Source organism: Enterococcus sp. AZ071 (assembly GCF_050499065.1).
Taxonomy (GTDB): domain Bacteria; phylum Bacillota; class Bacilli; order Lactobacillales; family Enterococcaceae; genus Enterococcus_A; species Enterococcus_A ferrettii.
This window is the reverse complement of record NZ_JBIPAS010000002.1, coordinates 115,666-139,592: the sequence shown is the minus strand read 5'-3', so window position 1 is coordinate 139,592 and position 23,927 is coordinate 115,666. Positions and strand designations below refer to the sequence as shown.

The following is a 23,927-nucleotide window of genomic DNA, read 5'->3' as shown; positions in this document are numbered from 1 at the left end:
TATGAATTGAAAAATAGTTTCGCTTACGAAAAGTATATTTTAGCAGAGGGCGGAATTTTTTGAATAGATGTACACGATCTGGGAAGTGAAGAAAGTTGTATTAGTCAAGAGGAGTGAAACCAGGTAGGATATTTCTTTAGGTGATAAACAATTAAGTGAGCAGTTATTTAGATAAATCAGTAATTTCTTTTTGAGAAATACTTGTTCCGCAACCAATTAGTTGGTTTTCAAATGAGAAAAAAGGCTAATAGAAAAATAAAACCCAGCAACGTTTCCCTTTTAGTGGAGACGGCTGGGTTTATTTGTAGTTAAAGATCATTAGCAGGTTGTTTCAATATTCGTTTGGCTTGCAAAAGATTGCCGACAATAAATACCAGAATGCCTAACCAAATGAAGGAAAAGGCAATAAACTGTGGCAGACCATAGGGTTCGTGGAACAAGAAAATTGCCAGAGCCAGCATGATTGTGGGATTAATATATTGTACGAAGCCTAAGGTTACATAGGATAACTGCTTTGCTGCATTGGCAAATAGCAGCAACGGAATCGCAGTAACGATACCTGCACCCATAGCCAAAAGATTAGTCGTAGTGTCGTAGCCTAAGAAACCTGCGTCCGAAAAGAAGAACAAATAGATCAAACCAAATGGAGCAATAATCAAGGTTTCTAAGGTGATGCTGGTTACGGCACTTAACTTAAGGCTTTTTTTAGTCAGTCCATACAGACAGAAAGAGCCAGCTAAGATAATCGAAGCCCAAGGAAACTCCCCGGTTTGTACCGTCAATAGAACCACTCCAATAAAAGCACAAAAGGTGGCAATTTTAGCAGTACGAGTTAAGGGTTCCTTCAAATAAATCGCTGCGGCCAATACATTAAATAGAGGATTAATATAGTACCCCAGACTTCCTTGCTGGACGTGACCGGAGTTTACAGTATAAATGAAGACACCCCAATTGATAGAAATAAAAATCGCAGCAGCAACAATAGCGAGGGTCCCCTTAGGATTTTTAAACAATTCTTTTGTTTCACGGAGAAATATTGGTACTTTCCGAGTGAACAATAAATAGATAATCATGAAGACCAGTGACCAAATAATTCGATAAAACAATATATCTACTGCACCAACATTGGGCAGCAGTTTCCAATAAAGGGGAATAAAGCCCCATAAAATGTATGCACTAAAAGCATACAGCAGTCCTGAATTTTTCTTCACACTGATCCTCCTTTCTTATGTATCTTCGAGTTTAAGATAATCATAGTATTTTATTAAGTAAATCGCTAGAAAGGGCACCAATCGGATGATTGATACCCTTCAGTTCTTATTTTTTATTACTCCTCATCTATAGAAACACCAGATAATGGCACAGAAGGAAGTTCTCCACCGTTTGCTTCTTTCAAACGAGCAAAATAAGATTTTGTTTCCTTAAATACTACCGGACTTAGAAGAATCAGTGCGATAATATTTGGAAAGGCCATTAAGCCGTTGAAGATATCGGCAATGGTCCAAACAGCTGTTACTGTTAAGTAAGGGCCGATAAATACTGCTGCAATGTAAACAATTCGGAAAGCAGAAGAGAATTTCGTATTCCCGTTGGTTAGATAACTTAAGCAGCGTTCAGAATAATAGTTCCAGCCTAAAATGGTAGTAAAAGCAAAGAATGCCAAACAAATCATTAGCAATAATGAAGCGATAGTCTGGGAAAGAGGTAAAGCTTCAGTGAAAGCATAGATTGTTACAGCTGACCCTTCTAAACCAGTCTCCCAAGCACCTGTAAGAATAATTGCCATCCCAGTCATATTACAGACGATAAGTGTATCAATAAAAGTTCCGGTCATAGATACAAGACCCTGACGAACCGGCTCTTTTGATTGGGCAGCAGCAGCAGCAATAGGTGCACTACCTAAACCAGATTCGTTAGAGAAAATCCCGCGGGCAATCCCTTTTTGCATGGCAATCATCATAGCACCCAGTGCACCACCAGAAACAGCTCGTAAACCAAAGGCACTTTGAATAATTTCTACAATAACACTTGGCAATTTGCCAATATTCAAAATAATCATGAACAAGCAAAGACCAACATAGATGACAATCATCAATGGAACAATAATTTCAGAGACTCGGGCGATCCGCTGCACACCGCCAATTAAAACGATTGCTACTAAAATAGTTACTACGATCCCTGAAATGATAGTAGCTAAAGTATATTCATTGCCAAACAGACTAACGGTATTCAATCGGTTCGGATCAAAGAATGTTTCAGCAGCTGAAGTAATCCCATTGATCTGAGTAAGCGTTCCGATTCCGATCAATCCAGCAATTGCACCGAAGAAAGCAAACATTTTTGCTAACCAGCGCCAGTTTTTCCCAAGACCATTTTCAATGTAGTAAAAGGGGCCACCCAAGGCATTGCCATGATCATCAAAGGTACGATATTTTACCGCCAGCAAGCCTTCCGCGTATTTCGTTGCCATTCCCAATAATCCGGCCAGCTCCAGCCAGAACAAAGCTCCCGGCCCGCCAGCTACGATCGCTGTTGCCACCCCAACAATATTACCAGTACCGATTGTAGCAGATAAGGCCGTACATAAGGCTTGGAAACTTGTTACGTCACCTTGACCACCTTCTTCGTTTTTCACCATATACTTTAAAGCTAATGGCAAACGGCGAATTTGGATGCCTCGACAACCTACGGTGAGCACAATTCCGATTCCCAAAATTAGAAAAATCATCGGTGCTCCCCAAATAATAGAATTAAAATTCGTTAAAAATGCGTCCATCCAACCCCTCCTATTTTGTTGCCATTTTATCATAAAACTGCGCTTGTAGTGATAAAAAAGTGAAAAAAGATTCGTTTTTACTTAGTAATGTTCGCTTTTGAAGTAAATATTCAAGGGGCCGCACGTGATTTATTAGAGATGTTTCAGGATGCAGAACAAAAAAACGCCAGAATTAACTGGCGTTAACTAAAGTTATCCTAATTTTGTAGTGCCGCTGCCGATATGAGCGACATAAAATTCTGGTGCGTAACCAACGGTGTTCAAGTAGTCGTCATAAACATTGTTTTTGAAGGTTGGAATCGCTGATTCTTCAACGACAGCGATCGCGCATCCACCAAAGCCGGCACCGGTCATACGTGCACCTAACACACCAGATTGTTTTTGTGCTGCTGCAACTAAGGTATCTAATTCTAATCCGGTAACTTCATAATCATCACGCAAAGAGGTATGCGAATCATTCAATAATTGTCCAAAAGCGGTTAAGTTGCCTTGAACTAATTCCTGTTTAGCAATCAATGTTCGTTGGTTCTCTGTCACTGCATGGCGGGCGCGCTTAATTAAAATATCATCACCTAATAAATTAAGATTAGCTTCGAAGGTTTCTTCGTCCAAATCACCTAATGAGTCAATATCCAATTTCTTTTGCAGACGAGAAAGAGCTTCTTCGCATTCGCCGCGACGTTCGTTGTATTTTGAATCAGCCAGCTCACGACGTTTATTGGTATTCATGATAACGATTGCGTAACCGTCAAGTTCTACTGGCACCAGTTCATATTCTAAAGTATTTGTATCGAGTAAAATGGCCTTATCTTTTTCACCAAAACCGATAGCAAATTGGTCCATAATACCTGAGTTAACCCCGATAAATTCATTTTCGACTTTTTGTCCCAGCTTGACCAAGGTTAAGCGGTCGATATCGAGCTGAAAAAGGTCCTCTAAAACGACACCCACCAATAATTCTAATGAGGCACTGCTGGAAAGACCCGCACCATTAGGAATTGTTCCGTCTACCAGCAGTTCAAACCCGTGATCAATTGTGAAGCCGGCTTCTTTAGTTTTAAGAATCATTCCTTTCACATAGTTCGCCCAATCGGCATTTTTGTCAAAAGATAAATCATCTAAAGAAAAGCTGATGACGCCTAATTCATCAAAGTTGGTTGAGTAAACCAAAACCTTTTTATCTTCGCGAGGACTAGCGACACTGTAAGTTCCATAAGTGATGGAGGCAGGGAAAACATGGCCGCCATTATAATCGGTATGCTCACCAATTAGGTTGATCCGGCCAGGCGAGAAGTAATGACTGGTTTCCCTTGGTCCAAAGACCTCCGCAAATTTGGTAATTAAGTTTCTATTCATTTCCATAATTATTCCTCTTTTCCTTCTATCTTGAACTCAGTAATCGTTGTTAATGGTTGATAAGCAGTTAATTGGATGGATCCAAACTCTGGAAATTGCTCTGCTCCTGGAGCTGTTTGAGTTTCAAAAGTAATTCCTCCGTGGTTTGCCATCTTCTGTCCATGCATTTCGGGAGTATTGTCGCCAAAATTAGCAGTAAATAAAACCACGCTGCTCGCGTCAGTTTTGACTGTTAGTTCCACTTTTTCATCAGGACTAGTTAAAATTGCAGCTGGGACGTTCAAGTCTGCTTGATCTAAAAAGAAGGGATGATCCATCCCATCAGCTAATTGCTTCTGGTCAAAATTACTGATGAACAACTCAGCCAAAGCTTTCTTTTTAGTAAAATCAAAGGCAGTTCCGGCAACAGGCAATTTTTTACCTGTAGGAATAGTATCCTGCCGCAGTTCTGCAAAATAGGAACTATTTAGCCAAAGATGGTGCTGATCAACTGCCTCCGTACAATCACCAGATAAATTAAAATACACATGATTGGTAGGGTTAAATAAAGTGTCTCGATCGCTGATTCCTCGAGTTGTAATGCGCCAACGATTATCAGCAGTTAGCGTATATCTGACTTCTATGTCTAAAGTTCCAGGGTAACCATGCTCGCCCTCAAGACTGATTAGGGAAAACAAAACAGAGGCTTCGTTATGACCTTCGATAATTGTATAGGTCCATTTTTTACTTTCAAAGCCAGGTTGCCCGCCATGCAGTGAATGGTGGGTGGTTTTATCGACGTCGACTTGAATCGTTTGCCCGTTCAGCTCCAAGACACCATTTTCAATTCGTCCAGCGGTTCGCCCAATGCTGGCACCGATGTAAGGATCTTTGACTAAATATTCTTCAGCTGAATCAAAGCCTAAGATCAGCTCTCGTTGTTTTCCAGCAGCTGGAAAACTTAAATGAACAATTCGGGCCCCTAAATCGGAAACCGCAAGCTGCATGCCTTGTTCATTTTCTAAAGTAATTAATCGATAGCCTCCACCAAAATCTGTATTACTAATTTTCACTATAAACATCCTTTCATATATCTCTGAATGAGCATTTTGATCCAATATCGGCTTTTATATACCAAATAGTATCAAAAAAACGCTTCCTTTTTAACTTACTTCTGTGATTACTATTTAACTTTTTGTTGCATCTTATTATACTGGTAGTAGGGAGTGTGAGCAAATATGGAGCAGGCATTATTTTTGAAAAAGGGTCAGCACTATCTTTCTGGTGATTTGCAGTTTCAATTTTGTGGGATTTCTAGAACCTTGCCCTATCACTCATTTGGGCCAGCGATCCGGGAATGCTTCGTTTTGCACGTAGTATTGGAGGGCAAGGGGACTTACCATGTTAAGGATCAAAAATTTCAACTAAGAAAAGGAGATCTTTTTCTCATTCGTCCTGGATTGACGACTTTTTATCGTGCTGATGCAGAGGAGCCTTGGTTGTATGGCTGGCTAGCTTTTAGTGGTGAGACGACGGAAGAAATTATTCGCCATTCGGCTTTTGGAGAAGAGGGCTTTACTATGATTTCTTCTAATACCCATCAATATGTAGAGATAATCAAGGACTGTCTTACGTTTAGTCAAGACAGTTTGCTGAATGAAATAGCTTTGAATGAAAAAACCTATCATTTCTTAGGGGATTTGCTTAAGGATGGGGGAAAAATCAATGCTTCAGCTGAAGAACTGTCTTCACCATTGGCTTTGGCAACAGTTGAATACATACAGCAGCACTATGCAGAAAAAATAACTGTTGAAGCTATTGCTAAATATTTGGCTGTGAACCGTAGTCATTTATCGCGAGTTTTCAGCAAGCAGATGGATATGGGGATTAAGGAATATTTAAATGGAGTCCGCACCAACCGAGCGGCTTTTATGCTGGCGTATACGCAAGAATCGGTAGAGGAAATTGCCGTTCAGGTGGGCTTTAACAGCCTGATTGTTTTCAGTCGAACCTTCAAGAAAAGTACAGGTGAAACACCAACGGAATACCGGAAACGGATGCGAAATAATCCCCTGGATGAACAAACATTTACTGATGTGGAGGAGCAGCTTAAAAGGCAGGCAGTAGTTCCACGAGCGACCTAAGGGCAGTTATGTCCTTAGGTTTTTTAAGCATGTAAGCGTTCAATCAGACATTGTTCTAATAAAATTTTCATGTTAAAATTTTATTAGAACACCACAATGTTTTATTCTGTTGTAAGAAAACGAAATGTTTGTTTCTTAGGAGTTAAAAACATGTGAATCTTCGATCAAACAGTGCGATAGGATGAGCGGCAAGCACGGAAACGATTATGAGAAAAAAAGGGGGAGTTATGATGGATACGGCAGATGTGAAGCAGGGATTACGAAAGAATTTTTTTACAGTTGTTTTGTTGGCAATTGCAGGTTCGATTATTTATGGTTTGGCCTATTTTCGTTTGTATTATTATGATGCTTACATTGCGACCTACGGGTTGACTAACACACAAATGGGATCACTGGGAAGTGCCTATGGTTTTATGGGACTTGTTTCCTATTTAATAGGAGGAATTTTAGCCGATCGTTTTGCGGCGAAGAAATTGCTGGTGTTCTCACTGATTGCAACTGGATTAGGGGGCTTTTTGCACCTCTTTTTTACTAGCTTTATTGCACTTTTTCTTATTTATGCTTTATGGGGTGTGACCTCTCTTTTGACTTTCTGGCCAGCTTTGCTAAAAATTGTACGCATGCAAGCAGCGGATGATGAACAAAGTCGTGCATATGGCATTTTTGAAGGGACGCGAGGAATTACCAACGTGATTCATATGGCGATTGCTACAGCTATTTTTGGTTTTTTCCAAAAAGCTCTAACTGAGGCGGCTGGGTTGCGCTGGATTATTATCTTTTATTCAGTCATTCCGATTCTATGCGGTTTGGCCTTTTTGTTCTTGGTAAAAGAGCCGACACGTTCGGTTGAAGATGTATCGGGAGAGAAATTTAAGTTCAAGGATGTACTGGATGTGCTGAAAATGCCAGCGATTTGGTTGATTGTTGGAATGATGTTCACAAGCTATATTTTCAATATGTCGATTTATTACTTCACACCGTATGCCTCCAATATTATCGGGACATCCGCAGTTTTTGCGGCAATAGTGACAGTTTTGGCCCAATATTGTCGGCTGGTAGCAGCTCCGATTGGAGGGTTTTTGGCTGATAAAATTAGTAAGTCAACGGTAATGATGGCGGGGTTTGTGGTAATGGGATTAGGCACACTGCTCATGGTTTCAATTGCAGGAATGAGCGGGCAAATCCAGGTGGTTCTATTGATTGTTGCTGCAAGTATGGTTTACTTGGCGATGTATTCAAACTACGGGATTTTCTTCTCCTTTATGTCAGAAGGAGGTATTCCTTTAAGACTATCGGGAGTTGCTATCGGCTTAGCTAGTACACTAGGCTATTTACCAGAGGTTATTGCGCCATTAGTAGCTGGAAATATTTTGGATCGCTTTAAAGGAAATACCGGATACTTTATTTACTTTAGTTTAATGATTGCGATGGCAGTAATTGGAGCTGTTCTGTGTATCATTTGGGGCAGAACCTATGGCAAGAAATATAAGGAAGAACAGAAACTAAAAGAAGCGCAACAATAAGGAGGAACCAATAGTGAAAAAAATCGTAACAGAATTTCCTTATCAGGTAAAAGTAATCGAAAATGAGTGGTTTACTTTATCTGATGGAACGCGTTTGTCTTATCGGATCTGGCTGCCAGAATCAGAAGAGCCGTTGCCAACAATTCTTGAGTACCTGCCTTATCGTAAAACAGATGGGACTCGGGGAAGAGATAATCCTATGCATGGTTTTTTCTCGGGTCATGGCTACAACGTTGTTCGGGTGGATATGCGGGGAACGGGAGAGTCAGATGGCCTGCTGGAAGACGAGTATTTAAAACAGGAACAAGACGATGCGATGGAGATTATTGAGTGGATCAGTACACAATCTTGGTGTGATGGTCAAGTGGCAATGATGGGTAAGTCATGGGGCGGCTTTAATTCCCTGCAGATTGCTACCCGCAAACCGCCAGCTTTAAAAGCAGTTATGGTGGTTGGTTACACCGATGATCGTTACAATAATGATATCCATTACAAGGGCGGCTTAATTTTAAATGACAGCTTTTGGTGGGGCGCAATTATGCTGGGCTATCAGTCACGAGCGATTGATCCCAATGTTGTGGGTGATCGCTGGCGAGAAATGTGGCTGGATCGCTTGAAAAATATGCCATTGTGGATGGCAAACTGGCTAGAGCATCAAACGCGGGATGACTACTGGAAGCATGGTTCGGTTTGCGAAAACTATGAAGATATTCAGGTGCCGGTCTTCTGTATAGATGGTTATGCCGATTCTTATACTAATACCGTATTAAGTTTATTGAAGGGGTTGAGTGTGCCGAAAAAAGGAATTATTGGGCCATGGGCTCATGTCTATTCCCACGATGGTGTACCAGAACCAGCGATTAACTTCTTAGGTGAAGGCGTGAAGTGGTGGGATCATTGGCTTAAGGGGAAAGACAATGGAGCAATGGACGGTCCGATGGTTCAAGCTTGGATCGAGGACAGCATGCCTCCGTCTACTCATGTGCCGGTAAGTAAAGGTCGATGGGTTGGGTTAGAGGACTGGCCATCAAAAAAAGTTACTTCAAAAGCTTATGGCTTAACCTATAGACGTTTGGTTCATGAACGGGGCGATCAGGAAGAGAAGGCTGTTTTGCATACCCCATTGAATCACACTTTGCTGGCTAATGAATGGATGGGTGCTGGTGTGCCGGGAGAATCTCCGGGGGACCAGCGTTTAGATAATGGTTTGTCTATGACCTTCGATTCAGAAATACTGGAAGAGGATTTGGAAATCTTTGGTTATCCAAAGGTTGAAATCAACTTATCCAGCGATAAGCCCAATGCTATGATTTATGCTTCTTTATGTGATGTTGGTCCAGATGGGGCTTCTACTCGGGTTTCTTATGGAGTGATGAATTTAACGCACTTACAAGGACATGACAAGGTGGTTCATTTGACCCCGGGTGAAGAGGTTCAAGCCTTTGTTGGCTTAGATTGTTGCGGCCATCGCTTTAAGGCAGGGCATCGAATTCGATTATCTTTGGCTAATACTGCTTGGCCGATGTTTTGGACAATGCCAGAGGACTACAGCTTAACTCTTAATTTGAAAGATGCTCGCTTTGTATTGCCGATTTTCCATGGTGCAGAGATTTCGGGGCCAGATCCAGAAGCGCAATCTGCTCCATTGACACCAATGACTATTTTATCAGAAGGTAAGGTGGAACGAGAAATTACCTACGATTTAGTTAACGATACCTGGACTTGTATGACGAATGGAATTGGTGGCGTGTTCGGTGAAGGAATTTATCGTTTTGATGAAGTGGATGTGACAGTTGAACACAATTTGAAGCGCGAATTGACCTTATCGAATCAAGATCCATTGTCCGCTCATTACGTGATTACTCAAAATATGCGAATTGGTCGTGAGGGCTGGTGGACCAATGCGGATATTACGACGACACAAACCTCGGATAAAGACTATTTCTATATTACCGGTCAAATGGATGTGTCGGAAAACGAGCAGCCTATTTATACGAAAAATTGGGATCAAAAAATCAAACGCAACGGGATGTAATCTTTTATGGAATCTTTCCTCTGATACAGTATTTGTGTATCAGAGGAAAGATTTTTTACGTTAAGGGAGCTCTTGTTGCTAAGACTATCTTAAGAATGAAAAAGATTATAAATATGAGAGAATCGGATGGATAGAAGGTTACTATAGTTAAATGTTCACCACTATAGAATATAATTATATATATGAAAGGTTAAAAGTTTTTTTATAATTGAGAACTCATTTTATTAAGCTCAAGGAAAAGTATGAATTAATCTATTAGCATGGGCTTTTACCGACTGTTTTTCCTAAAAAACAAATTGAAACAGCGCAATTTTTAATGATATCTTTTGTTTTTTTTAATGGATGGGCGTAAAATGGAAACAAATAGCAGTTTATGAACGGAGGCTTGTCTTAATGAAGGACTATTTTCGTAGAATCGAACGAATGAAGCAGAGACTCAGAAGGACTGAACCAGAAATAGATTTGGAAAATGCCCGAATTTTAACCAGAGTATTCAAGGAAACAGCAGGGGAGCCATTGGCAGTCCGCAAGGCCAAGGCTTTTAAGGCGCAATGTGAAGAAAAAACGATTGAGATTTTTCAGGATGAATTGATTGTCGGCTGTCCTGGTAGTAAATTGCGCGGCGGACTTGTAAGCGTAGATACTTGCTGGTCAGTATTAGCAGATGAATTAGAAACAATCAGTACTCGGCCTCAGGATCCTTTTTATTTAAGTCCAGAGAATAAAAAAATGTTTCTGGAAGAAATTCAACCTTATTGGCAAGGCAAAGCAGCCTATGACGCTTGGGTGAAACAAATTCCAGAGGATACCAAAATCCTGCGAGACAATGGTGTGATTTTCATCGATAAACGATTGATGCGAGGATCGGGTGAAGTGACTGCTAGTTACAAGCAGATCATTGATGAAGGATTAGTTGGGATCAAAAAGCATGTCTTGCTTCGTAAACAAGCATTAAATCTGACCGAGCCAGGAGCGTATGAGCAGGATTGCTACTTGTCAGCCTTGTTGATTACCTTGGAAGGGTTGGAAATATTAGCGGCTCGTTATGGAGAGGAAGCTTTGCGCTTGGCATCAATTGAAAACGATTGTACAAGACAAACTGAGCTGCTGCAAATTGCGAAAATTTGTCAACGGGTACCGAAATATCCGGCACGAACCTTCCACGAAGCTTTGCAGTCTCTGTATTTTTATCATATGTCTTTATTCATAGAACAAAATGCTGAAGGATACAATCCAGGACGGATGGATCAGTATTTGTATCCTTACTACCAAGAAGATATCCGCTCTAAACGAATGACAGATGAAGGTGCCCAAGAGCTTCTAGATTGTTTATGGGTGAAATTAAATGAGGTTTGTTTATTCCAGGATAAGGCGACATCAACCTTTGTAGCAGGCTACCCAACTTTGCAGAATGTTTGTGTTGGTGGAGTGGATAGCTTAGGTCGTGATGCAGTGAATGAGCTTTCCTATCTGATCTTACAGGCTACAGAAGAGGTTCGTTTGTCTCAACCTTCTTTATCAGTACGCTACAGCTTGGCAAAAAATTCCAATCGTTTTTTGCGGCGGATTGTTGAGCTGATTAAACTAGGAACCGGCTTCCCAGCATTCCATAATGATGATGTAGGTGTGCGGATGCTGATGAATAAAGGCGTTCCGTTGAAAGAGGCCTTTGACTGGAATCCTTGTGGGTGTGTGGAAACGAGTTTAGAGGGGCGAATGAAGCAATACACCTCATTGGCGGACATAAACTTAGGCAGTGTTTGTGAACTAGTTTTAACCAATGGAAAAAATCCTAAAACCAACGAAAAAATTTCGATTGAAACCGGTGATCCACGAGTCTTTGGCAGCTATTACGAGTTTAAAGAAGCGGTCAAGGCTCAAATGACTTATGTGATTGAAGCTTGTGTGAAGGGTAGTCATGTGATTGACGAGCTCTCAATGGAACGACCTGTCCCAGTTTTGTCCTTGACGCATCGCGAGTGTATTGAAAAGGGGCTAGATTATTCACGAGGCGGCGCTAAATATACCTGTGGCAACGGAATTACTTCTGTTGGAGTAGCTGATTTAATCAATACGCTGGCGGCGGTGAAGGAACTGGTTTATGACAGGCAGTGTTTGACAATGGATGAACTGCTGACGGCCATTGAGAATGATTTTGACGGGTATGAAACTATTCGCTGTTTATGTGAAGACGTTCCAAAATACGGCAATGCCAATCCAGTAGTCGATGAGATTGCCAGCGAAATGTTTACATTTATTGCTGATGAAATTGAATCTTATCGGAGTAAATTCGGAAAGATGACACCAGGTATTCTGCCAGTAACGGTCAATACGTTATTTGGCTTATCCGTAGGAGCACTACCCTCAGGTCGTAAAGCATCTTCGCCGTTAGCAGATGGTGTTAGTCCAAGTGGAGGAACAGATTATCTCGGTCCCAATGCAATTTTGCGTTCGGTGTCGAACATTCCCCACGACCGTTTTGTTCAGGGAACATTGTTGAATATGAAAATTGCTCCAGAACTAATCCGTACGGAAAAGGGAATTACTCAAATGATGGCTATGTTGAAATCAATTTGTTCGTTGGGCATTTTCCATGCTCACTTTAACGTAGTGGATCGGGATATGCTGCTGCATGCGCAGGAAGCTCCCGAGGAGTATCGGGGCTTATTAATTCGTGTAGCAGGCTACACAACCTATTTTGTTGATTTGAGTCAGGAAGTTCAAAATGAGATTATTAACCGAACCCCGCAAAGAGGTTTGGTGGCAGGTGAAGTATGGAAGGAACAGTATTAAGAATAGAACAGGGTGCTTTGTATGATGGTGCAGGTTTACGTACAGTTGTTTATTTAAAGGGCTGCCCGTTGCGTTGTGCCTGGTGTTCTACTCCTGAGTCACAAAGCAAATTGATTGAAAAAGTCTACGGCCAGCGGATGACTGCTGACGAGGTAATGGATGAAATTGAAAAGGATGATATCTTTTACTTTCATTCAGACGGTGGGGTTACTATTAGCGGAGGCGAAGCACTAATACAGGCTGATTTTACTCGAGAAATTTTGCAGAAATCCAAATATATTGGTATAAATACGGCGTTGGAAACAAGCTTTTGTGTTCCTTACAGTGAAATTAAAAAGGTAGCTCCTTATGTAGATACTTTGTTCGTGGATGTAAAGTTTTTCACAGATGAGCTGCATAAGAAATGGACAGGATTAGGCAATCAACGTATTTTGACCAATATTCGCCGCTTTCTAATTGAATACCCAAGCTGTGAAGTACGGATTCGGATTCCAGTGATCCCAGGAATTAACATGAACGTTACAGAGTTGTTAATGATTGCTTGTTTTGTGGCAGATCTTGATCACTTTGTACCGTTGGAGTTGCTGCCGTATCATCGTTATGGCATGCATAGTTACCAAACTTTAGGCCGGGAGTACCCGTTGGGGGATATTCCTTCGCCTTCCTTTGCGGAAATGTTTGAATTGGCAGATCAGCTGGCTCGAACCGTTCCTCATTTGCCAGTTACCACCTTGGCACAAACATTTATCTATTAAAAAAGCTGTAGAAGACTAAAATTTAAGGTCTCTACAGCTTTTTAGTATGCAGAAAAAGTCATGTATAAAGCTTCTAACGATTAGTCAAAAAGTATTTGCTGGATAAATACGGGATGTACAGGCGAATCCTCGGGATCTGTGGCTTGTGCAGCAATTCTTTCCACCACATCTATTCCTTCATAAACTTGTCCAAATACTGTATAGCGACCATCCAGTTCCGGCAATCCGCCTAGATCCAAATAAGCCTGCTTTACATTCTTTGGAAGCGAAAGTTTAGGCAGCTGATTCGTTTTTACCTTAGTATTTTGCACGATAAAAAACTGATTGCCATTGGTATGAGGACCATGATTGCCTAAAGCCAAGGCACCATTAAAATGATAAAGACCGCGATGAACTTCGTCAGCGAAAAAGCCCTCATAGCTAGAAATTGCTTCATCTCCAGAACCGTCCAGCGCCCCACCTTGAATGACAAAATCCTTGATCACACGGGCAAATGGTGTGCCGTCATAAAAACCTTGTTTAGCTAAGGTCCGCCAATTTGCCACAGCTAACGGCGCTTGTTCTGGAAACAAACGTAGGCGAATTCCCCCGAAATCCGTCACTAAAACACAAACTTCCTCCTGATCAGGTTCTTCCAATTGAATCAAGGGAACGGCCGCTACCAAAACGCCTTGATCCTGCCAAAGAATATCATAGATTAACCAGCGAAGCTCAGCTTGATCCCCAAGTCGAGCCATTCCTAACAAAACAGTATAAGCTGTTTCTCCAGCTTGAAAAGTCAATTGTAGTTGTCCTCGTAAATCAGTGTAGTCATCTGGTGCAGCCACTTGATAAAATAGATGAAATTCACTATGCAGGTAATCAAGCGGTTGGTTCTCAAAGGTTGCGAAATACGCGAATACCTGCTCTCGTTGTAAACTGTCAGACACTAGGTAATCCATCAAATTACCTTGGGGAATGGCCGATAGCAATCCTTGGCAGACTTCCTTTATTTCGATAGTATCCCAGTGCCGGGCAATCAGGTGGTTGATCGGCGCTTCTTGGTTATAGTCACGTAGTGTACTCAAATTTTTCCCCACTTTCTTCTATTATATAGTGATCATAAAATTGGCAATGGAGTAAGGTAACGTTCTTTTCCTTGAACAACTAGTAAATTTTCTACTTGGCAGTCAGTTAAGAGCTGTCCCATTTCTTTGAAGCCTAGCTGATAGTCTTCAGCTACATGAGCATCTGAACCTAAAGTAAAAAGCTTTCCGCCAACACTTTGGTATAGCGGGACAGCATACCGATAGAGATCTTCATTGCCATACTTCAAAAAACTTTTAGCATTTAATTCCATCGCCAATTCTCTTTCAACTACTTTTTTGAAAATAGCAATCAGCTGAGTTTCAAAATGTTCAGCAAGTTCTTCGGGAGTGAAGGTGAAACGGCGCAGGCCGTAATCAAAGTGGGTCAAAATATCTCCTTCAGGAAATTGCATCAATACTTTCAGCATTTGATCAAAATATTCATGGGTCGTTTGGATGGGGTCCTTAGTTAAAACGACGTCATCCATGTAATCAAAACGACCATTCTGATGAATGCTTATCAGTTTAAGATCATGCGGATGTTGGTTAAGGTACGCGATAATCTGATCTTCTTGTCCTGGAACAACACCGATCTCGATCCCTCGTAAAAATTTGGTCGCACTGCTTGCTTTTAATTGCTCTAGTTTTTTTACGTAGGCCGAATAATCGGGAATATCATTCTTTCCAGTGGAAGGATTACTTAGGTCAAAGTGATCAGTGGATACAAAAAACTCCGGTTGATACGCTAAATAGCTTTCAAATTGCTCTTCTGAATCAAAAGAAAAATAGGTATGAAGATGCTGATCATAATACTGCATGTTGGACCTCCTTTTTCTATTATCATAACTTAAAAGTTAAGGAAGGTTAACAGAAATTCGCCGAAATTTACAAACCATATACAACCTTTACATTGTTCACAAGAACTTTTCAAGAAATTGATTCTTTTATTACAAAGCTTTGTTAGAGTGGAATTATCGAAAGGGGATAGATGAATGAAAAAATTTCGTAACATTACAATGGGTTTAATTTGTATGACAACACTAAGTGTAATACTAGCAGGCTGTGGATCAGGTGAAGCCGAAAAGCAATCAGCTGCTGAGGATGACTCTTTAGATACGATTATTGAAAAAGCCAAGGAAGAAGGGGAAGTAGCCAGTTTAGGAATGCCCGATACTTGGGCCAACTGGGTAGGAACCTGGGAGGACCTTGAAAAGGAATATGGTTTAAGTCATGTAGATACTGACATGTCTAGCGCGGAAGAATTAGCAAAATTTGAATCCGAAGGGAAAAACGGGACAGCTGATATTGGGGATGTTGGAATCAGCTTTGGACCTTTGGCAGAAAGCAAAGAGCTGACCATGCCTTATAAGACGAGTTACTGGGAAGAGATTCCTGATTGGGCGAAAGATGATAATGGGGATTGGTTGTTAAGCTATACTGGAACGATCTCTTTTATTACGGACAAAGATAATGTGAAGCAAGCACCGACTAGCTGGAAAGAACTGCAAGAAGGGGATTATCAAGTTAGTGTTGGTGATGTCACTGTTGCTAACCAAGCACAGTTCGCTGTATTGGCTGCGGCTATTGCTAACGGTGGTGACGAAAAGGATATCCAACCAGGTTTAGATTACTACAAAAAGATGGCTGAAAATGGCCGCATATCGACAGTCGATGCTAGTGTAGCTAATCTGGAAAAGGGTGAAATTGATGTAGCAGTCGTTTGGGATTTTAACGGCCTAAATTATCGCGATCAAATTGATTCAGAACGTTTCGAAGTGACAGTACCAACGGATGGTTCTATCATTAGTGGTTACACTACTTTGATTAACAAGAATGCACCTCATCCAAACGCTGCAAAATTGGCTCGGGAATATATTTTATCTGATGAAGGTCAAATTAACTTGGCAAAGGGCTATGCACGACCAATTCGTGAGGTAGAATTACCGAAGGAAGTAGCAGAAAAGCTATTACCGGATTCTGCCTATGAAGCAGCTGTGCCGGTTGAAGACAATGAAGCTTGGGACAAAACCTCAGTAGAACTTCCAGAACTTTGGCAGGCCGAGGTGTTGACTCATGCAAAGTAAGCTAGACAAACTAGTAGTGGTTATTTTAGACGGCTGCCGTTACGACACAGCCGTCGCCCAACTTGGGTTCATGAATCACTTAGTAGAGCATCAACAAGCAAGCTTACTGAAGGTGAAAAGTGAAATGCCAAGCAATTCCCGTCCCTTATATGAAGTGTTGATGACGGGGGTACCTACTTATGAGAATGGCATTTATAGCAATTACCATGCCCAGCGATCCAAAGAGTGGTCGCTGTTTGAGTTAGTCAAGCAAGCTGGCGGTAAAACAGGAGCTGCTGCTTACCACTGGTACAGCGAGTTGTACAATCAAGCCCCCTATAATATTTTGGTTGATCGAATTCAGCACCAGGAGGAACGACTGATTCAGCATGGCATTTTTTATAGTGAGGATACGTATCCCGACTCCCATCTATTTGCGGATGCTAATTATTTAGTCAATCAGTATCAGCCAGACTTTTTGTTGGTACATTCTATGAATATTGATGATGTCGGTCACAAGTTTACGGCTGATTCTCGGGAATATTCGGCAGCGGTCAATCGGGCGGACAGCTTACTGGCTATTTGCATTCCAGAGTGGCTGCAAAAGGGCTATCAAGTAGTAGTGACGGCTGATCATGGGATGGATGAGCACGGGTTGCATGGTGGAACCCTAGCAGCACATCGGGAAGTACCTTTTTATTTAATTTCAAACAAACGGGAGCAGCTGCAAGAAGACCACTTTCAGCAACTGATGGCTGCTCCGTTGTTTTGCTGGTTATTAGGAATTGCACCGTCTGAAAAAATGTCGGACATTCAAGTGCTAATGAAAGGATGAAATAGATGAAGAAACGCTTGATTCTTATTCCGGCATCCTTTGTTTTCTGTGCCTTTTTATTACTGCCTTTAATTTTTATGATTTTAGGCAGTTTGCGCAGTGATTTGACGAATCAATGGACCTTGTCAAATTACAGCGATATTTTCAGTAACGCATACTATACTCAAGCTTTCGTCAATAGTGTGCTGATTGCTGTCAGCTCTAGCATTATTGGTTTGATCGGTACATTTATTCTATGTCTGTGCCTGATGAATTTATCTGCTAAGCTGCAGGAGAAAATTACTTTTGTTTCCAACTTGGCGGCTAATTTTGCCGGAATACCGCTGGCCTTTTCCTTCATTATTTTGTTGGGAAATGTCGGTGTGTTGAAAATGGTTCTGCCATTTTTGGCGGACTTCAATTTATATTCTTGGTGGGGATTAACCGTTACGTATACTTATTTCCAAATTCCATTGGGAGTTTTATTCTTATATCCCAGCATGAAGGAAGTGAAAAAGGAATGGTTGGAGTCCGCGCAATTGTTGGGCGCTTCATCAACCTACGCTTGGACTAAAGTAGCGTTACCATTCTTACGTCCTTCGATTGCTAGTACCTTTGTTATTTTGTTTGCAAATGGCATGGGTACCTATGAGACGGCTTATGCCTTGACTAGCAGTAATGTTAACCTTTTAACGATTCGAATTGCGGCTTTGGTGTCTGGGGATGTATTTGCTAAACCCAATTTAGGTAGTGCATTGGCAGTGGTGTTAGGCATACTGCTGGTAACAGCAATGTTGATTATTCAAAAGAAGGGCAAGGTGGTTCAATCGTGAAAAAACTAGTTAAACCGATTTTGGCCTGCTTTGGTCTTTATTATTTTCTGCCAATTATCGGCACTATTTTATATGCCAGCTCCACTAAATGGTCAAAGACGATTCTACCCAGTGATTTTACCTTGAAGTGGTTCCAGCAGCTGCTGACGGATGGGGAGTTTATTGCTGCTGTAGGTCGTTCGATTTTACTGGCGGGAGTGGTGTTGTTAACGATCTTAGTGCTAATGATTCCTACAATTATTTGGATTCATTTGTATTTTCCTCGATTGAACCGCTGGCTGGAAAAGCTGGTACTATTGCCGTATGCTTTGCCAGGCGTGATTTTGGTGACTGCCTTGCTGCGAACTTATGCCAAAACGGGAATCCCGATGTTCGTTGTGCTGGTGGGCGCCTTATTCGTTACGGCTTTGCCGATTGTGTTTCTGAGTCTTAATAATCAAATGCGCTTGATCAATCTGAAGGAATTAGTAGATGCAGCAGAAACCTTAGGTGCACCAATATCCACAATCGTCTTCCGTGTGCTTTTTCCCAATATTCGTATCGGGGCGACGTTAGTTTCCTTGATGATTTTTTCTTCCGTTTTCGGAGAGTATATGCTGACGAATCTGCTAATCGGGGGTCGCTTTCAAACAGTGCGGATTTACATGCTGCGGCGGATGAACGAGAATGGCCATTTGGCAAGTGCTGTAATGGTTTTATATTTGCTGTTTATGGTGGGAATTGCGTTGACCACTTTTATGCTGACCAACCGACAGAAGCAACGGTTAACGGTTAAACAGAACACCGAGGTGAAGCAGTCTGGAAATGAAGATATTAAAGGAGTCGTGACGGAAAATGTTTTTAGAAATACATGATCTTAAGCTGTTTTTTGATGAAAAACAAATTTTAGATATTAACGAAATCCAGATTGAAAAAGGTGAGCTGGTAACCCTTTTGGGACCTAGTGGTTGCGGGAAATCAACCCTACTGCGCTGCATCACTGGATTAGAACAACCAAAAAGCGGCGAGATTGTGTTGGACAATGAGCATATTGCTGACAAGCCTACAAAGGATCGCAACATTGGTTTCGTTTTTCAAAATTACGCGTTGTTTCCTACTATGACGGTTTTTGAGAATGTTGCCTTTGGCTTAAAGGTTAAGAAGCTGAGTGCTGAAGCAATTCATGAAAAGGTACTAAAAATTCTGGCTTTGGTTGATATGACCGAACATGCTGATAAAAATGTCCAGTTTCTTTCTGGAGGTCAACGGCAGCGAGTCGCGTTGGCCCGCTCTTTAGTTACCGAGCCTAAAGTATTGCTGCTGGATGAGCCTTTAAGTGCTTTAGACGCACGAATTAGAAAACAGTTGCAGCGGGATTTACGTAACATACAGCAGTCTTTGGGTATGACCATGATTTTTGTAACTCATGACCAAGAAGAAGCAATGCGTATCAGTGACCGGATTTTTGTGATGGAAGCCGGACGGGTGGCTCAGGTTTCTAATTCGAAGGAGCTATATCAAAATCCTCAGAGTCGATTTGTGGCTGAATTTATTGGCAACTATAATCGTTTTGAATGGTATGAGCTGGATCAGTATACCCGTGAATTTTCTGCTAAGGGCAACCGCTATATTTATTATTTACGGCCAGAACTAATTCAGTTTGAACCGATTCCTCAGGGGGTTAAGATTCCGGTTCATTTGAAGGAATCGTTTATTTTAGGCAATATCCAACGGTATGTTTTCCAGACACTGGAAGGCAAAGAAATTTTGGTGGATCGTTTGAATGATCACGAAGAAACAATTGGTGAGGCCTTGTATATCCAACTGAAGGACATTCTAGCTATTCCTGTAGAGATTGATGCTCAGCATTTTGCTCAGCAGAGCTAGTCCCAGAAGAATAATGAATACTGTTTTATTGTAGAAAGCTTTCTTTTACCATTGACTTTTCAAGTCGTGATTTTTATGCTGAAGCTGTAGAGTTGAAAAGTGACGCAGGCATGAACACTGTTGTTTGTACAATTGGTGAAAGGAGAAGTAGATGACAAAAGCACTTATTTTTGATTTTGATGGAACGATGATTGACAGTGAATGGTTGTTTTACGAGAGCATCAATAATTATTTAATGGAACAGTTTCATTACCAAATTCCTTTTGCAGAATACCAGCAGGGAGTTGGTACGGCGGCAGAGCTTTCTTTTTATGAAAGGCTTAGCCAAGATATTGGTCAGCCGATAGATGATGAAAGCTTTGCTCAGCAAATTGTCGTAGATCAGAAAAGAAATTATGCCGAGGCTAAGCTAAGGCCAGGAATTGGTGAGTTAATAGAGTTGGCTCGTCAACAGCAATGGAAAATCGGGGTGGTCTCGAATTCAGAAATGCTGGAATTAGCTTATTACTTTGATTCACATCCAACGATTAAGAAGCAGATTGATGTATTCGTTACAATTGACGATCTACAGTTAGGTAAACCGGATCCTGAGGGCTACTTACTTTGTTTAAACCGATTAATGGTTGAGCACGCTGTTGTAATTGAGGATAGTCCGGTAGGGGCACAGGCAGCAGTAGCGGCCGGATTAGAGACTTATGTTTATCCCAATAAACTGACAAAAGAAATGACTTTTCCGCCTGAGGTAAGGGAGTTTCGACAAGTTCAGGAATTATTTAACCACCAGTACAAAAAAGCTTGATCAATCGATCAAGCTTTTTTGCGATAATGCAGTTCGACCAGCTCGCCAAATTGACGGGTTTCTATAAACTCCAATCGAGCAGCCAGACCATGAGGCTCAAATAATTGTTTACCTTCACCCAGCAAAACTGGAGCGATTTGGATGAACCATTCATCGATAAGATCAGCTTCTAATAAGGGATGCAACAACGTACCACCACCTACTAGCCAAATATCGTTCTTTTCTTGTGCCTTCATCTGTTGTACATAATTGACGGGATCTTCGTGAATGGTGAGTTGACCATCAACCGTCTGGTGCTTGTGGGAGAAAACAACGATTTTTTGATCCGCGTACAGCGGCTGATTATCATTTAACCGCAAGGCTTCTTCATAAGTAATTCGTCCCATAACCACGGTTCCAATCGTTTCTATAAATTCCTCATAGCTGGTGTGATCTCCTACTTGTGTTTGCAGCAGCCAATCCAAATTTTCATTTTTTCCGGCCAAGTACCCATCTAAACTAATAGCACCATAAAAGACAAGTTTTCCCATATTATCCGCTCCTTTGCTAGTTATAAGTATAGCAAAGCATCTAGTACATTCGTCTTTTTCTGCCTAAAAGTAAAGAGCAGTCTTTTGCTGAAAGTAGCGAAAACCGCTAAAATAAAGGAGAGGAGGAAGGCAGATGACTTTTTATGGGATTAATTACATCGAAAACCAAACGAGTTTAAACGACTACATTAAATATGGCATTATTTTTCTGGCGCTGATTTTTATGATTGTGGCCTTCAGCTTGTACATGCGTCATCGAATTCAAACCAAGTATCGGGATTTAAGTATTATGCTATTCTTACTGCTGGTATTTATGCTGGGGGTTCAATATTCCGATTATGCACAAAATCAAAGTCGCTATACACAGTCGTCGCAAATGGTAGCCTTTGTCAAAGAAGTGGCCAATGAATTTGCCATTGACCAAGAAGATGTTTTGGTAAACTCGGTTCAACTAACTGATGGGGTAGTAGTGAAGATCCAAGATACTTATTACACGGTTAATTTGAGTGCAGATCAAAGCTCCTACCGACTGACCGAAACCTATTTAATGAATACACAAGTAGAGATTAGTAAGTAAGGGGGCAGAGTATGGCAGCATATTATCCAGTCATTTTAAAATTTGCATTAGGTATCATTTGTTTGATTTTTCAAATCAATATCTCGGGAAAAGGCAACTTGGCGCCATCCTCAGCGATGGATGCGGTACAAAATTATGTGCTCGGTGGAATTATTGGTGGTGTCATTTACAACGACTCGATTACGGTTTTACAATTTGTACTGGTACTAGTCATTTGGACATTTTTGGTAATGCTGCTGAAATTTATGAAGGAGCATAATCGCTATGTGAAATTATTGATCGATGGCAAGCCAGTGAATTTGATTCAAAACGGACAAGTAGATGTTCAGGAATGTTTAAAGCACGGGATTTCTGCCAATGAATTGATGTTTAAATTGCGCAGCAACGGAATTTATGAAGTAGAAAAGGTTAAGCGGGCAATTTTGGAGCAAAATGGTCAGCTGACGATTATTGAGTTCGGTGATGAGAACATTCGTTACCCAATTATTGTGGATGGTCAGTCAAATGAGGATGTGCTGGAATTAATTGGCAAGGATCAGAATTGGCTGGATGAGGAGGTCAAGAAGCGGGAGTTTGCAGGTGTTTCAGCCATTTATTTAGGGGAGTATGTTTCAGGAGAATTGCGTTTGAGCGGATATAAAGAATAATTATTGACCTGATCTTATCGTGCAGGAGTAGAATGTTTTGATTAAGTAAATAATTGGTTGCTATTGTTCCATAAAAAAGAGTGGTTCAAGCGGATAATTTTATACTGAAAAGGCTGTGACAAACGTCGCAGCCTTTTTAATGAGTAATCGGTGTAACTGAGGCAATTCCTTAGAAATAGACCGGATAATCATAAAAATATCTGAAGCTGTTTTCGGCTTACCTCTCGGATGAGAAACTAAATACTTTTTGTATACCCTCTTTTTATCGATGAATATAGTTTTCTAAAGGTTTCTGATAAGCAGACCAGTCAGTTATTGTTTCGCCGTTCAAATAGTTTGCTATTAGATACCCAATATAAGGGCCAGTAGTTAATCCAGAAGAGCCTAAACCGCTGGCGACAAGTAACTCGTTCCGAAGCAGACCGAAGAACGGTGCAAAGTCGGAAGTATAGGCTCGAGTTCCTATTCGATAATTATAAGGCGTTGAAAACAGCCTGGCTGGATCAGCTAAAAATTCAGAAGCCCCACAGGTCAATTGCTGAAAAGCTTCTTTGGTAGCAGTCAAATCCCAGCCGCCATCATTTTCATGAGTAGCACCCAATAAGATTTTCCCCTCAGCAAAGGGGATCAAATCTGCTTCACCATCCAGCATGGCAACCGGCCAGTTGGCTGATTCAGTATAATCTGTTTGAAATGTCAATAATTGTCCTTTTTGGGGACGAATGTCCGTGTGATAACCCAAGGGCTTTAGCAGATTTTTCAAATGAGGCCCAGGTGTTAAAATAATTCGATCATAGTTTACGGTCTGCTTATCAACTACCACTTCTAATGAAGCGGTTTGTTTTAGTGTTACCGATTGGTTAACCAATCGAATACCTTTATTTTTCGCCAGCGAACGTAACCGCTGCAAGTAGGCTTTACCATCCAAACGTCCTCCACCCGAAATATGCAAAGCAGCTGTTGGTTTTAATAAAGGAAGATGCTCAGCTGTTTCTGTTTCTGTGAATAAACGGATCTCGCCGATTGCTGCAGCTTCTTCTCGACGTTTTTTAGCCAATTCGTAGAGTTCTTCTAATTGCTTTTGCTTTCGCAGCAGCAGCGTCCCGGAACGCTGATAAATGCTGTCATCCAGATCAAAGTCTTGAATCAGCTGTGGGAAAAAGTTTGCTCCGTCTTTGGCCAAGGCATACCATTGCTTGTTACGTCGTTTGGACAGCCAAGGAGAAATGATGCCGGCACTAGCTCCAGTTGCTTGTCCGGTGGACTGATCATAGAGGGTGACGTCAAATTTCTTATTGTCCAAATAATTAGCTAGGGTTAATCCAATAATGCCGCCCCCAATAATGGCAATTTTTTCCATATTAATCCCT

21 protein-coding genes are annotated in these 23,927 nt (G+C 41.2%); 13 read left to right on the top strand and 8 right to left on the bottom strand.

Annotated features, from left to right (window positions below; all coding sequences use genetic code 11):
• Window positions 1-308: 308 nt before the first annotated feature.
• The 4 genes from rarD to IGI49_RS19275 form a co-directional block, all read right to left on the bottom strand.
• Window positions 309-1,211: an EamA family transporter RarD gene (gene rarD, locus IGI49_RS19290; protein ID WP_429965947.1), complete on the bottom strand. Its 903-nt coding sequence runs from the start codon at window positions 1,209-1,211 to the stop codon at window positions 309-311.
• Window positions 1,212-1,327: 116 nt separating this feature from the next.
• On the bottom strand, window positions 1,328-2,776 hold the full coding sequence (locus IGI49_RS19285) for an alanine/glycine:cation symporter family protein (protein ID WP_429965948.1): 1,449 nt from the start codon (window positions 2,774-2,776) through the stop codon (window positions 1,328-1,330).
• A gap of 192 nt (window positions 2,777-2,968) precedes the next feature.
• Window positions 2,969-4,138 (bottom strand): galactokinase, encoded by a 1,170-nt coding sequence (locus IGI49_RS19280; protein ID WP_429965949.1) that lies wholly within the window; start codon window positions 4,136-4,138, stop codon window positions 2,969-2,971.
• A gap of 2 nt (window positions 4,139-4,140) precedes the next feature.
• Complete coding sequence (locus tag IGI49_RS19275) at window positions 4,141-5,184, bottom strand: galactose-1-epimerase (RefSeq protein ID WP_429965950.1); 1,044 nt, start codon at window positions 5,182-5,184, stop codon at window positions 4,141-4,143.
• Window positions 5,185-5,349: 165 nt separating this feature from the next.
• Here IGI49_RS19275 and IGI49_RS19270 point away from each other — a divergent pair, with 165 nt between their 5' ends.
• The 5 genes from IGI49_RS19270 to IGI49_RS19250 all read left to right on the top strand — a co-directional run bounded on the left by IGI49_RS19270 (window position 5,350) and on the right by IGI49_RS19250 (window position 13,361).
• On the top strand, window positions 5,350-6,255 hold the full coding sequence (locus tag IGI49_RS19270; protein ID WP_429965951.1) for a helix-turn-helix domain-containing protein: 906 nt from the start codon (window positions 5,350-5,352) through the stop codon (window positions 6,253-6,255).
• A gap of 230 nt (window positions 6,256-6,485) precedes the next feature.
• Entirely contained in the window at window positions 6,486-7,778 is a 1,293-nt protein-coding gene (locus IGI49_RS19265; RefSeq protein ID WP_429965952.1) for an MFS transporter, read from the top strand.
• A 13-nt stretch (window positions 7,779-7,791) separates the two neighbouring features.
• Complete coding sequence (locus IGI49_RS19260; protein WP_429965953.1) at window positions 7,792-9,813, top strand: CocE/NonD family hydrolase; 2,022 nt, start codon at window positions 7,792-7,794, stop codon at window positions 9,811-9,813.
• Between the two features lie 393 nt (window positions 9,814-10,206).
• Window positions 10,207-12,606, top strand: coding sequence for a glycyl radical protein (locus IGI49_RS19255; RefSeq protein ID WP_429965954.1), 2,400 nt, complete (start codon window positions 10,207-10,209; stop codon window positions 12,604-12,606).
• Window positions 12,588-13,361: a glycyl-radical enzyme activating protein gene (locus IGI49_RS19250; protein ID WP_429965955.1), complete on the top strand. Its 774-nt coding sequence runs from the start codon at window positions 12,588-12,590 to the stop codon at window positions 13,359-13,361. Before IGI49_RS19255 ends, IGI49_RS19250 begins: the two co-directional genes overlap by 19 nt.
• Before the next feature lie 80 nt (window positions 13,362-13,441).
• Here the strand turns inward: IGI49_RS19250 and IGI49_RS19245 are convergent, their stop codons facing one another.
• Together IGI49_RS19245 and IGI49_RS19240 are read right to left on the bottom strand one after the other, a co-directional pair.
• Window positions 13,442-14,428 carry a peptidylprolyl isomerase gene (locus IGI49_RS19245; RefSeq protein ID WP_429965956.1) on the bottom strand — a complete coding sequence of 329 codons (987 nt, stop codon included), beginning with the start codon at window positions 14,426-14,428 and terminating at the stop codon, window positions 13,442-13,444.
• 32 nt (window positions 14,429-14,460) lie between these two features.
• Window positions 14,461-15,246: a PHP domain-containing protein gene (locus IGI49_RS19240; protein ID WP_207701733.1), complete on the bottom strand. Its 786-nt coding sequence runs from the start codon at window positions 15,244-15,246 to the stop codon at window positions 14,461-14,463.
• A gap of 174 nt (window positions 15,247-15,420) precedes the next feature.
• On the opposite strand from IGI49_RS19240, the gene IGI49_RS19235 reads away from it, so the two are divergent.
• The 6 genes from IGI49_RS19235 (at window position 15,421) to IGI49_RS19210 (ending at window position 20,803) form a co-directional block, all read left to right on the top strand.
• Entirely contained in the window at window positions 15,421-16,512 is a 1,092-nt protein-coding gene (locus tag IGI49_RS19235) for an ABC transporter substrate-binding protein (protein WP_429965957.1), read from the top strand.
• On the top strand, window positions 16,502-17,326 hold the full coding sequence (locus IGI49_RS19230) for an alkaline phosphatase family protein (RefSeq protein WP_429965958.1): 825 nt from the start codon (window positions 16,502-16,504) through the stop codon (window positions 17,324-17,326). Before IGI49_RS19235 ends, IGI49_RS19230 begins: the two co-directional genes overlap by 11 nt.
• Window positions 17,327-17,331: 5 nt before the next feature.
• The gene (locus tag IGI49_RS19225; protein WP_207701730.1) at window positions 17,332-18,138 is read left to right on the top strand and encodes an ABC transporter permease; all 807 of its coding nucleotides are present in this window, start codon (window positions 17,332-17,334) and stop codon (window positions 18,136-18,138) included.
• The gene (locus IGI49_RS19220; protein WP_429965959.1) at window positions 18,135-18,992 is read left to right on the top strand and encodes an ABC transporter permease; all 858 of its coding nucleotides are present in this window, start codon (window positions 18,135-18,137) and stop codon (window positions 18,990-18,992) included. The genes IGI49_RS19225 and IGI49_RS19220 overlap by 4 nt, the downstream gene beginning before the upstream one ends.
• Entirely contained in the window at window positions 18,973-20,004 is a 1,032-nt protein-coding gene (locus tag IGI49_RS19215) for an ABC transporter ATP-binding protein (protein WP_429965960.1), read from the top strand. The genes IGI49_RS19220 and IGI49_RS19215 overlap by 20 nt, the downstream gene beginning before the upstream one ends.
• Window positions 20,005-20,155: 151 nt before the next feature.
• Window positions 20,156-20,803, top strand: a complete 648-nt coding sequence (locus tag IGI49_RS19210; RefSeq protein WP_429965961.1) for an HAD family hydrolase — start codon at window positions 20,156-20,158, stop codon at window positions 20,801-20,803.
• A gap of 8 nt (window positions 20,804-20,811) precedes the next feature.
• Here IGI49_RS19210 and IGI49_RS19205 read toward each other — a convergent pair whose 3' ends face one another.
• Window positions 20,812-21,333, bottom strand: coding sequence for a dihydrofolate reductase family protein (locus IGI49_RS19205; protein WP_429965962.1), 522 nt, complete (start codon window positions 21,331-21,333; stop codon window positions 20,812-20,814).
• A 133-nt stretch (window positions 21,334-21,466) separates the two neighbouring features.
• Between IGI49_RS19205 and IGI49_RS19200 the strand changes: the two genes are divergently transcribed.
• Both IGI49_RS19200 and IGI49_RS19195 read left to right on the top strand, forming a co-directional pair.
• A complete protein-coding gene (locus IGI49_RS19200) occupies window positions 21,467-21,910 on the top strand; it encodes a DUF3290 domain-containing protein (protein WP_207701725.1) in 444 nt (147 codons plus the stop codon).
• An 11-nt stretch (window positions 21,911-21,921) separates the two neighbouring features.
• Complete coding sequence (locus IGI49_RS19195; RefSeq protein ID WP_429965963.1) at window positions 21,922-22,557, top strand: DUF421 domain-containing protein; 636 nt, start codon at window positions 21,922-21,924, stop codon at window positions 22,555-22,557.
• Window positions 22,558-22,819: 262 nt separating this feature from the next.
• On the opposite strand, the gene IGI49_RS19190 is transcribed toward IGI49_RS19195, so the two are convergent.
• Window positions 22,820-23,917: an NAD(P)/FAD-dependent oxidoreductase gene (locus IGI49_RS19190; protein ID WP_429965964.1), complete on the bottom strand. Its 1,098-nt coding sequence runs from the start codon at window positions 23,915-23,917 to the stop codon at window positions 22,820-22,822.
• Window positions 23,918-23,927 lie beyond the last annotated feature (10 nt).

What these genes read in the sequence shown, in the direction of transcription:
- IGI49_RS19285 (WP_429965948.1), bottom strand. Translation starts at nt 2,776, where the DNA reads ATGGACGCATTTTTAACGAATTTTAATTCTATTATTTGGGGAGCACCG.
- IGI49_RS19280 (WP_429965949.1), bottom strand. Translation starts at nt 4,138, where the DNA reads ATGGAAATGAATAGAAACTTAATTACCAAATTTGCGGAGGTCTTTGGA.
- IGI49_RS19270 (WP_429965951.1), top strand. Translation starts at nt 5,350, where the DNA reads ATGGAGCAGGCATTATTTTTGAAAAAGGGTCAGCACTATCTTTCTGGT.
- IGI49_RS19265 (WP_429965952.1), top strand. Translation starts at nt 6,486, where the DNA reads ATGGATACGGCAGATGTGAAGCAGGGATTACGAAAGAATTTTTTTACA.
- IGI49_RS19255 (WP_429965954.1), top strand. Translation starts at nt 10,207, where the DNA reads ATGAAGGACTATTTTCGTAGAATCGAACGAATGAAGCAGAGACTCAGA.
- IGI49_RS19250 (WP_429965955.1), top strand. Translation starts at nt 12,588, where the DNA reads ATGGAAGGAACAGTATTAAGAATAGAACAGGGTGCTTTGTATGATGGT.
- IGI49_RS19240 (WP_207701733.1), bottom strand. Translation starts at nt 15,246, where the DNA reads ATGCAGTATTATGATCAGCATCTTCATACCTATTTTTCTTTTGATTCA.
- IGI49_RS19235 (WP_429965957.1), top strand. Translation starts at nt 15,421, where the DNA reads ATGAAAAAATTTCGTAACATTACAATGGGTTTAATTTGTATGACAACA.
- IGI49_RS19230 (WP_429965958.1), top strand. Translation starts at nt 16,502, where the DNA reads ATGCAAAGTAAGCTAGACAAACTAGTAGTGGTTATTTTAGACGGCTGC.
- IGI49_RS19225 (WP_207701730.1), top strand. Translation starts at nt 17,332, where the DNA reads ATGAAGAAACGCTTGATTCTTATTCCGGCATCCTTTGTTTTCTGTGCC.
- IGI49_RS19215 (WP_429965960.1), top strand. Translation starts at nt 18,973, where the DNA reads ATGTTTTTAGAAATACATGATCTTAAGCTGTTTTTTGATGAAAAACAA.
- IGI49_RS19210 (WP_429965961.1), top strand. Translation starts at nt 20,156, where the DNA reads ATGACAAAAGCACTTATTTTTGATTTTGATGGAACGATGATTGACAGT.
- IGI49_RS19205 (WP_429965962.1), bottom strand. Translation starts at nt 21,333, where the DNA reads ATGGGAAAACTTGTCTTTTATGGTGCTATTAGTTTAGATGGGTACTTG.
- IGI49_RS19200 (WP_207701725.1), top strand. Translation starts at nt 21,467, where the DNA reads ATGACTTTTTATGGGATTAATTACATCGAAAACCAAACGAGTTTAAAC.
- IGI49_RS19195 (WP_429965963.1), top strand. Translation starts at nt 21,922, where the DNA reads ATGGCAGCATATTATCCAGTCATTTTAAAATTTGCATTAGGTATCATT.
- IGI49_RS19190 (WP_429965964.1), bottom strand. Translation starts at nt 23,917, where the DNA reads ATGGAAAAAATTGCCATTATTGGGGGCGGCATTATTGGATTAACCCTA.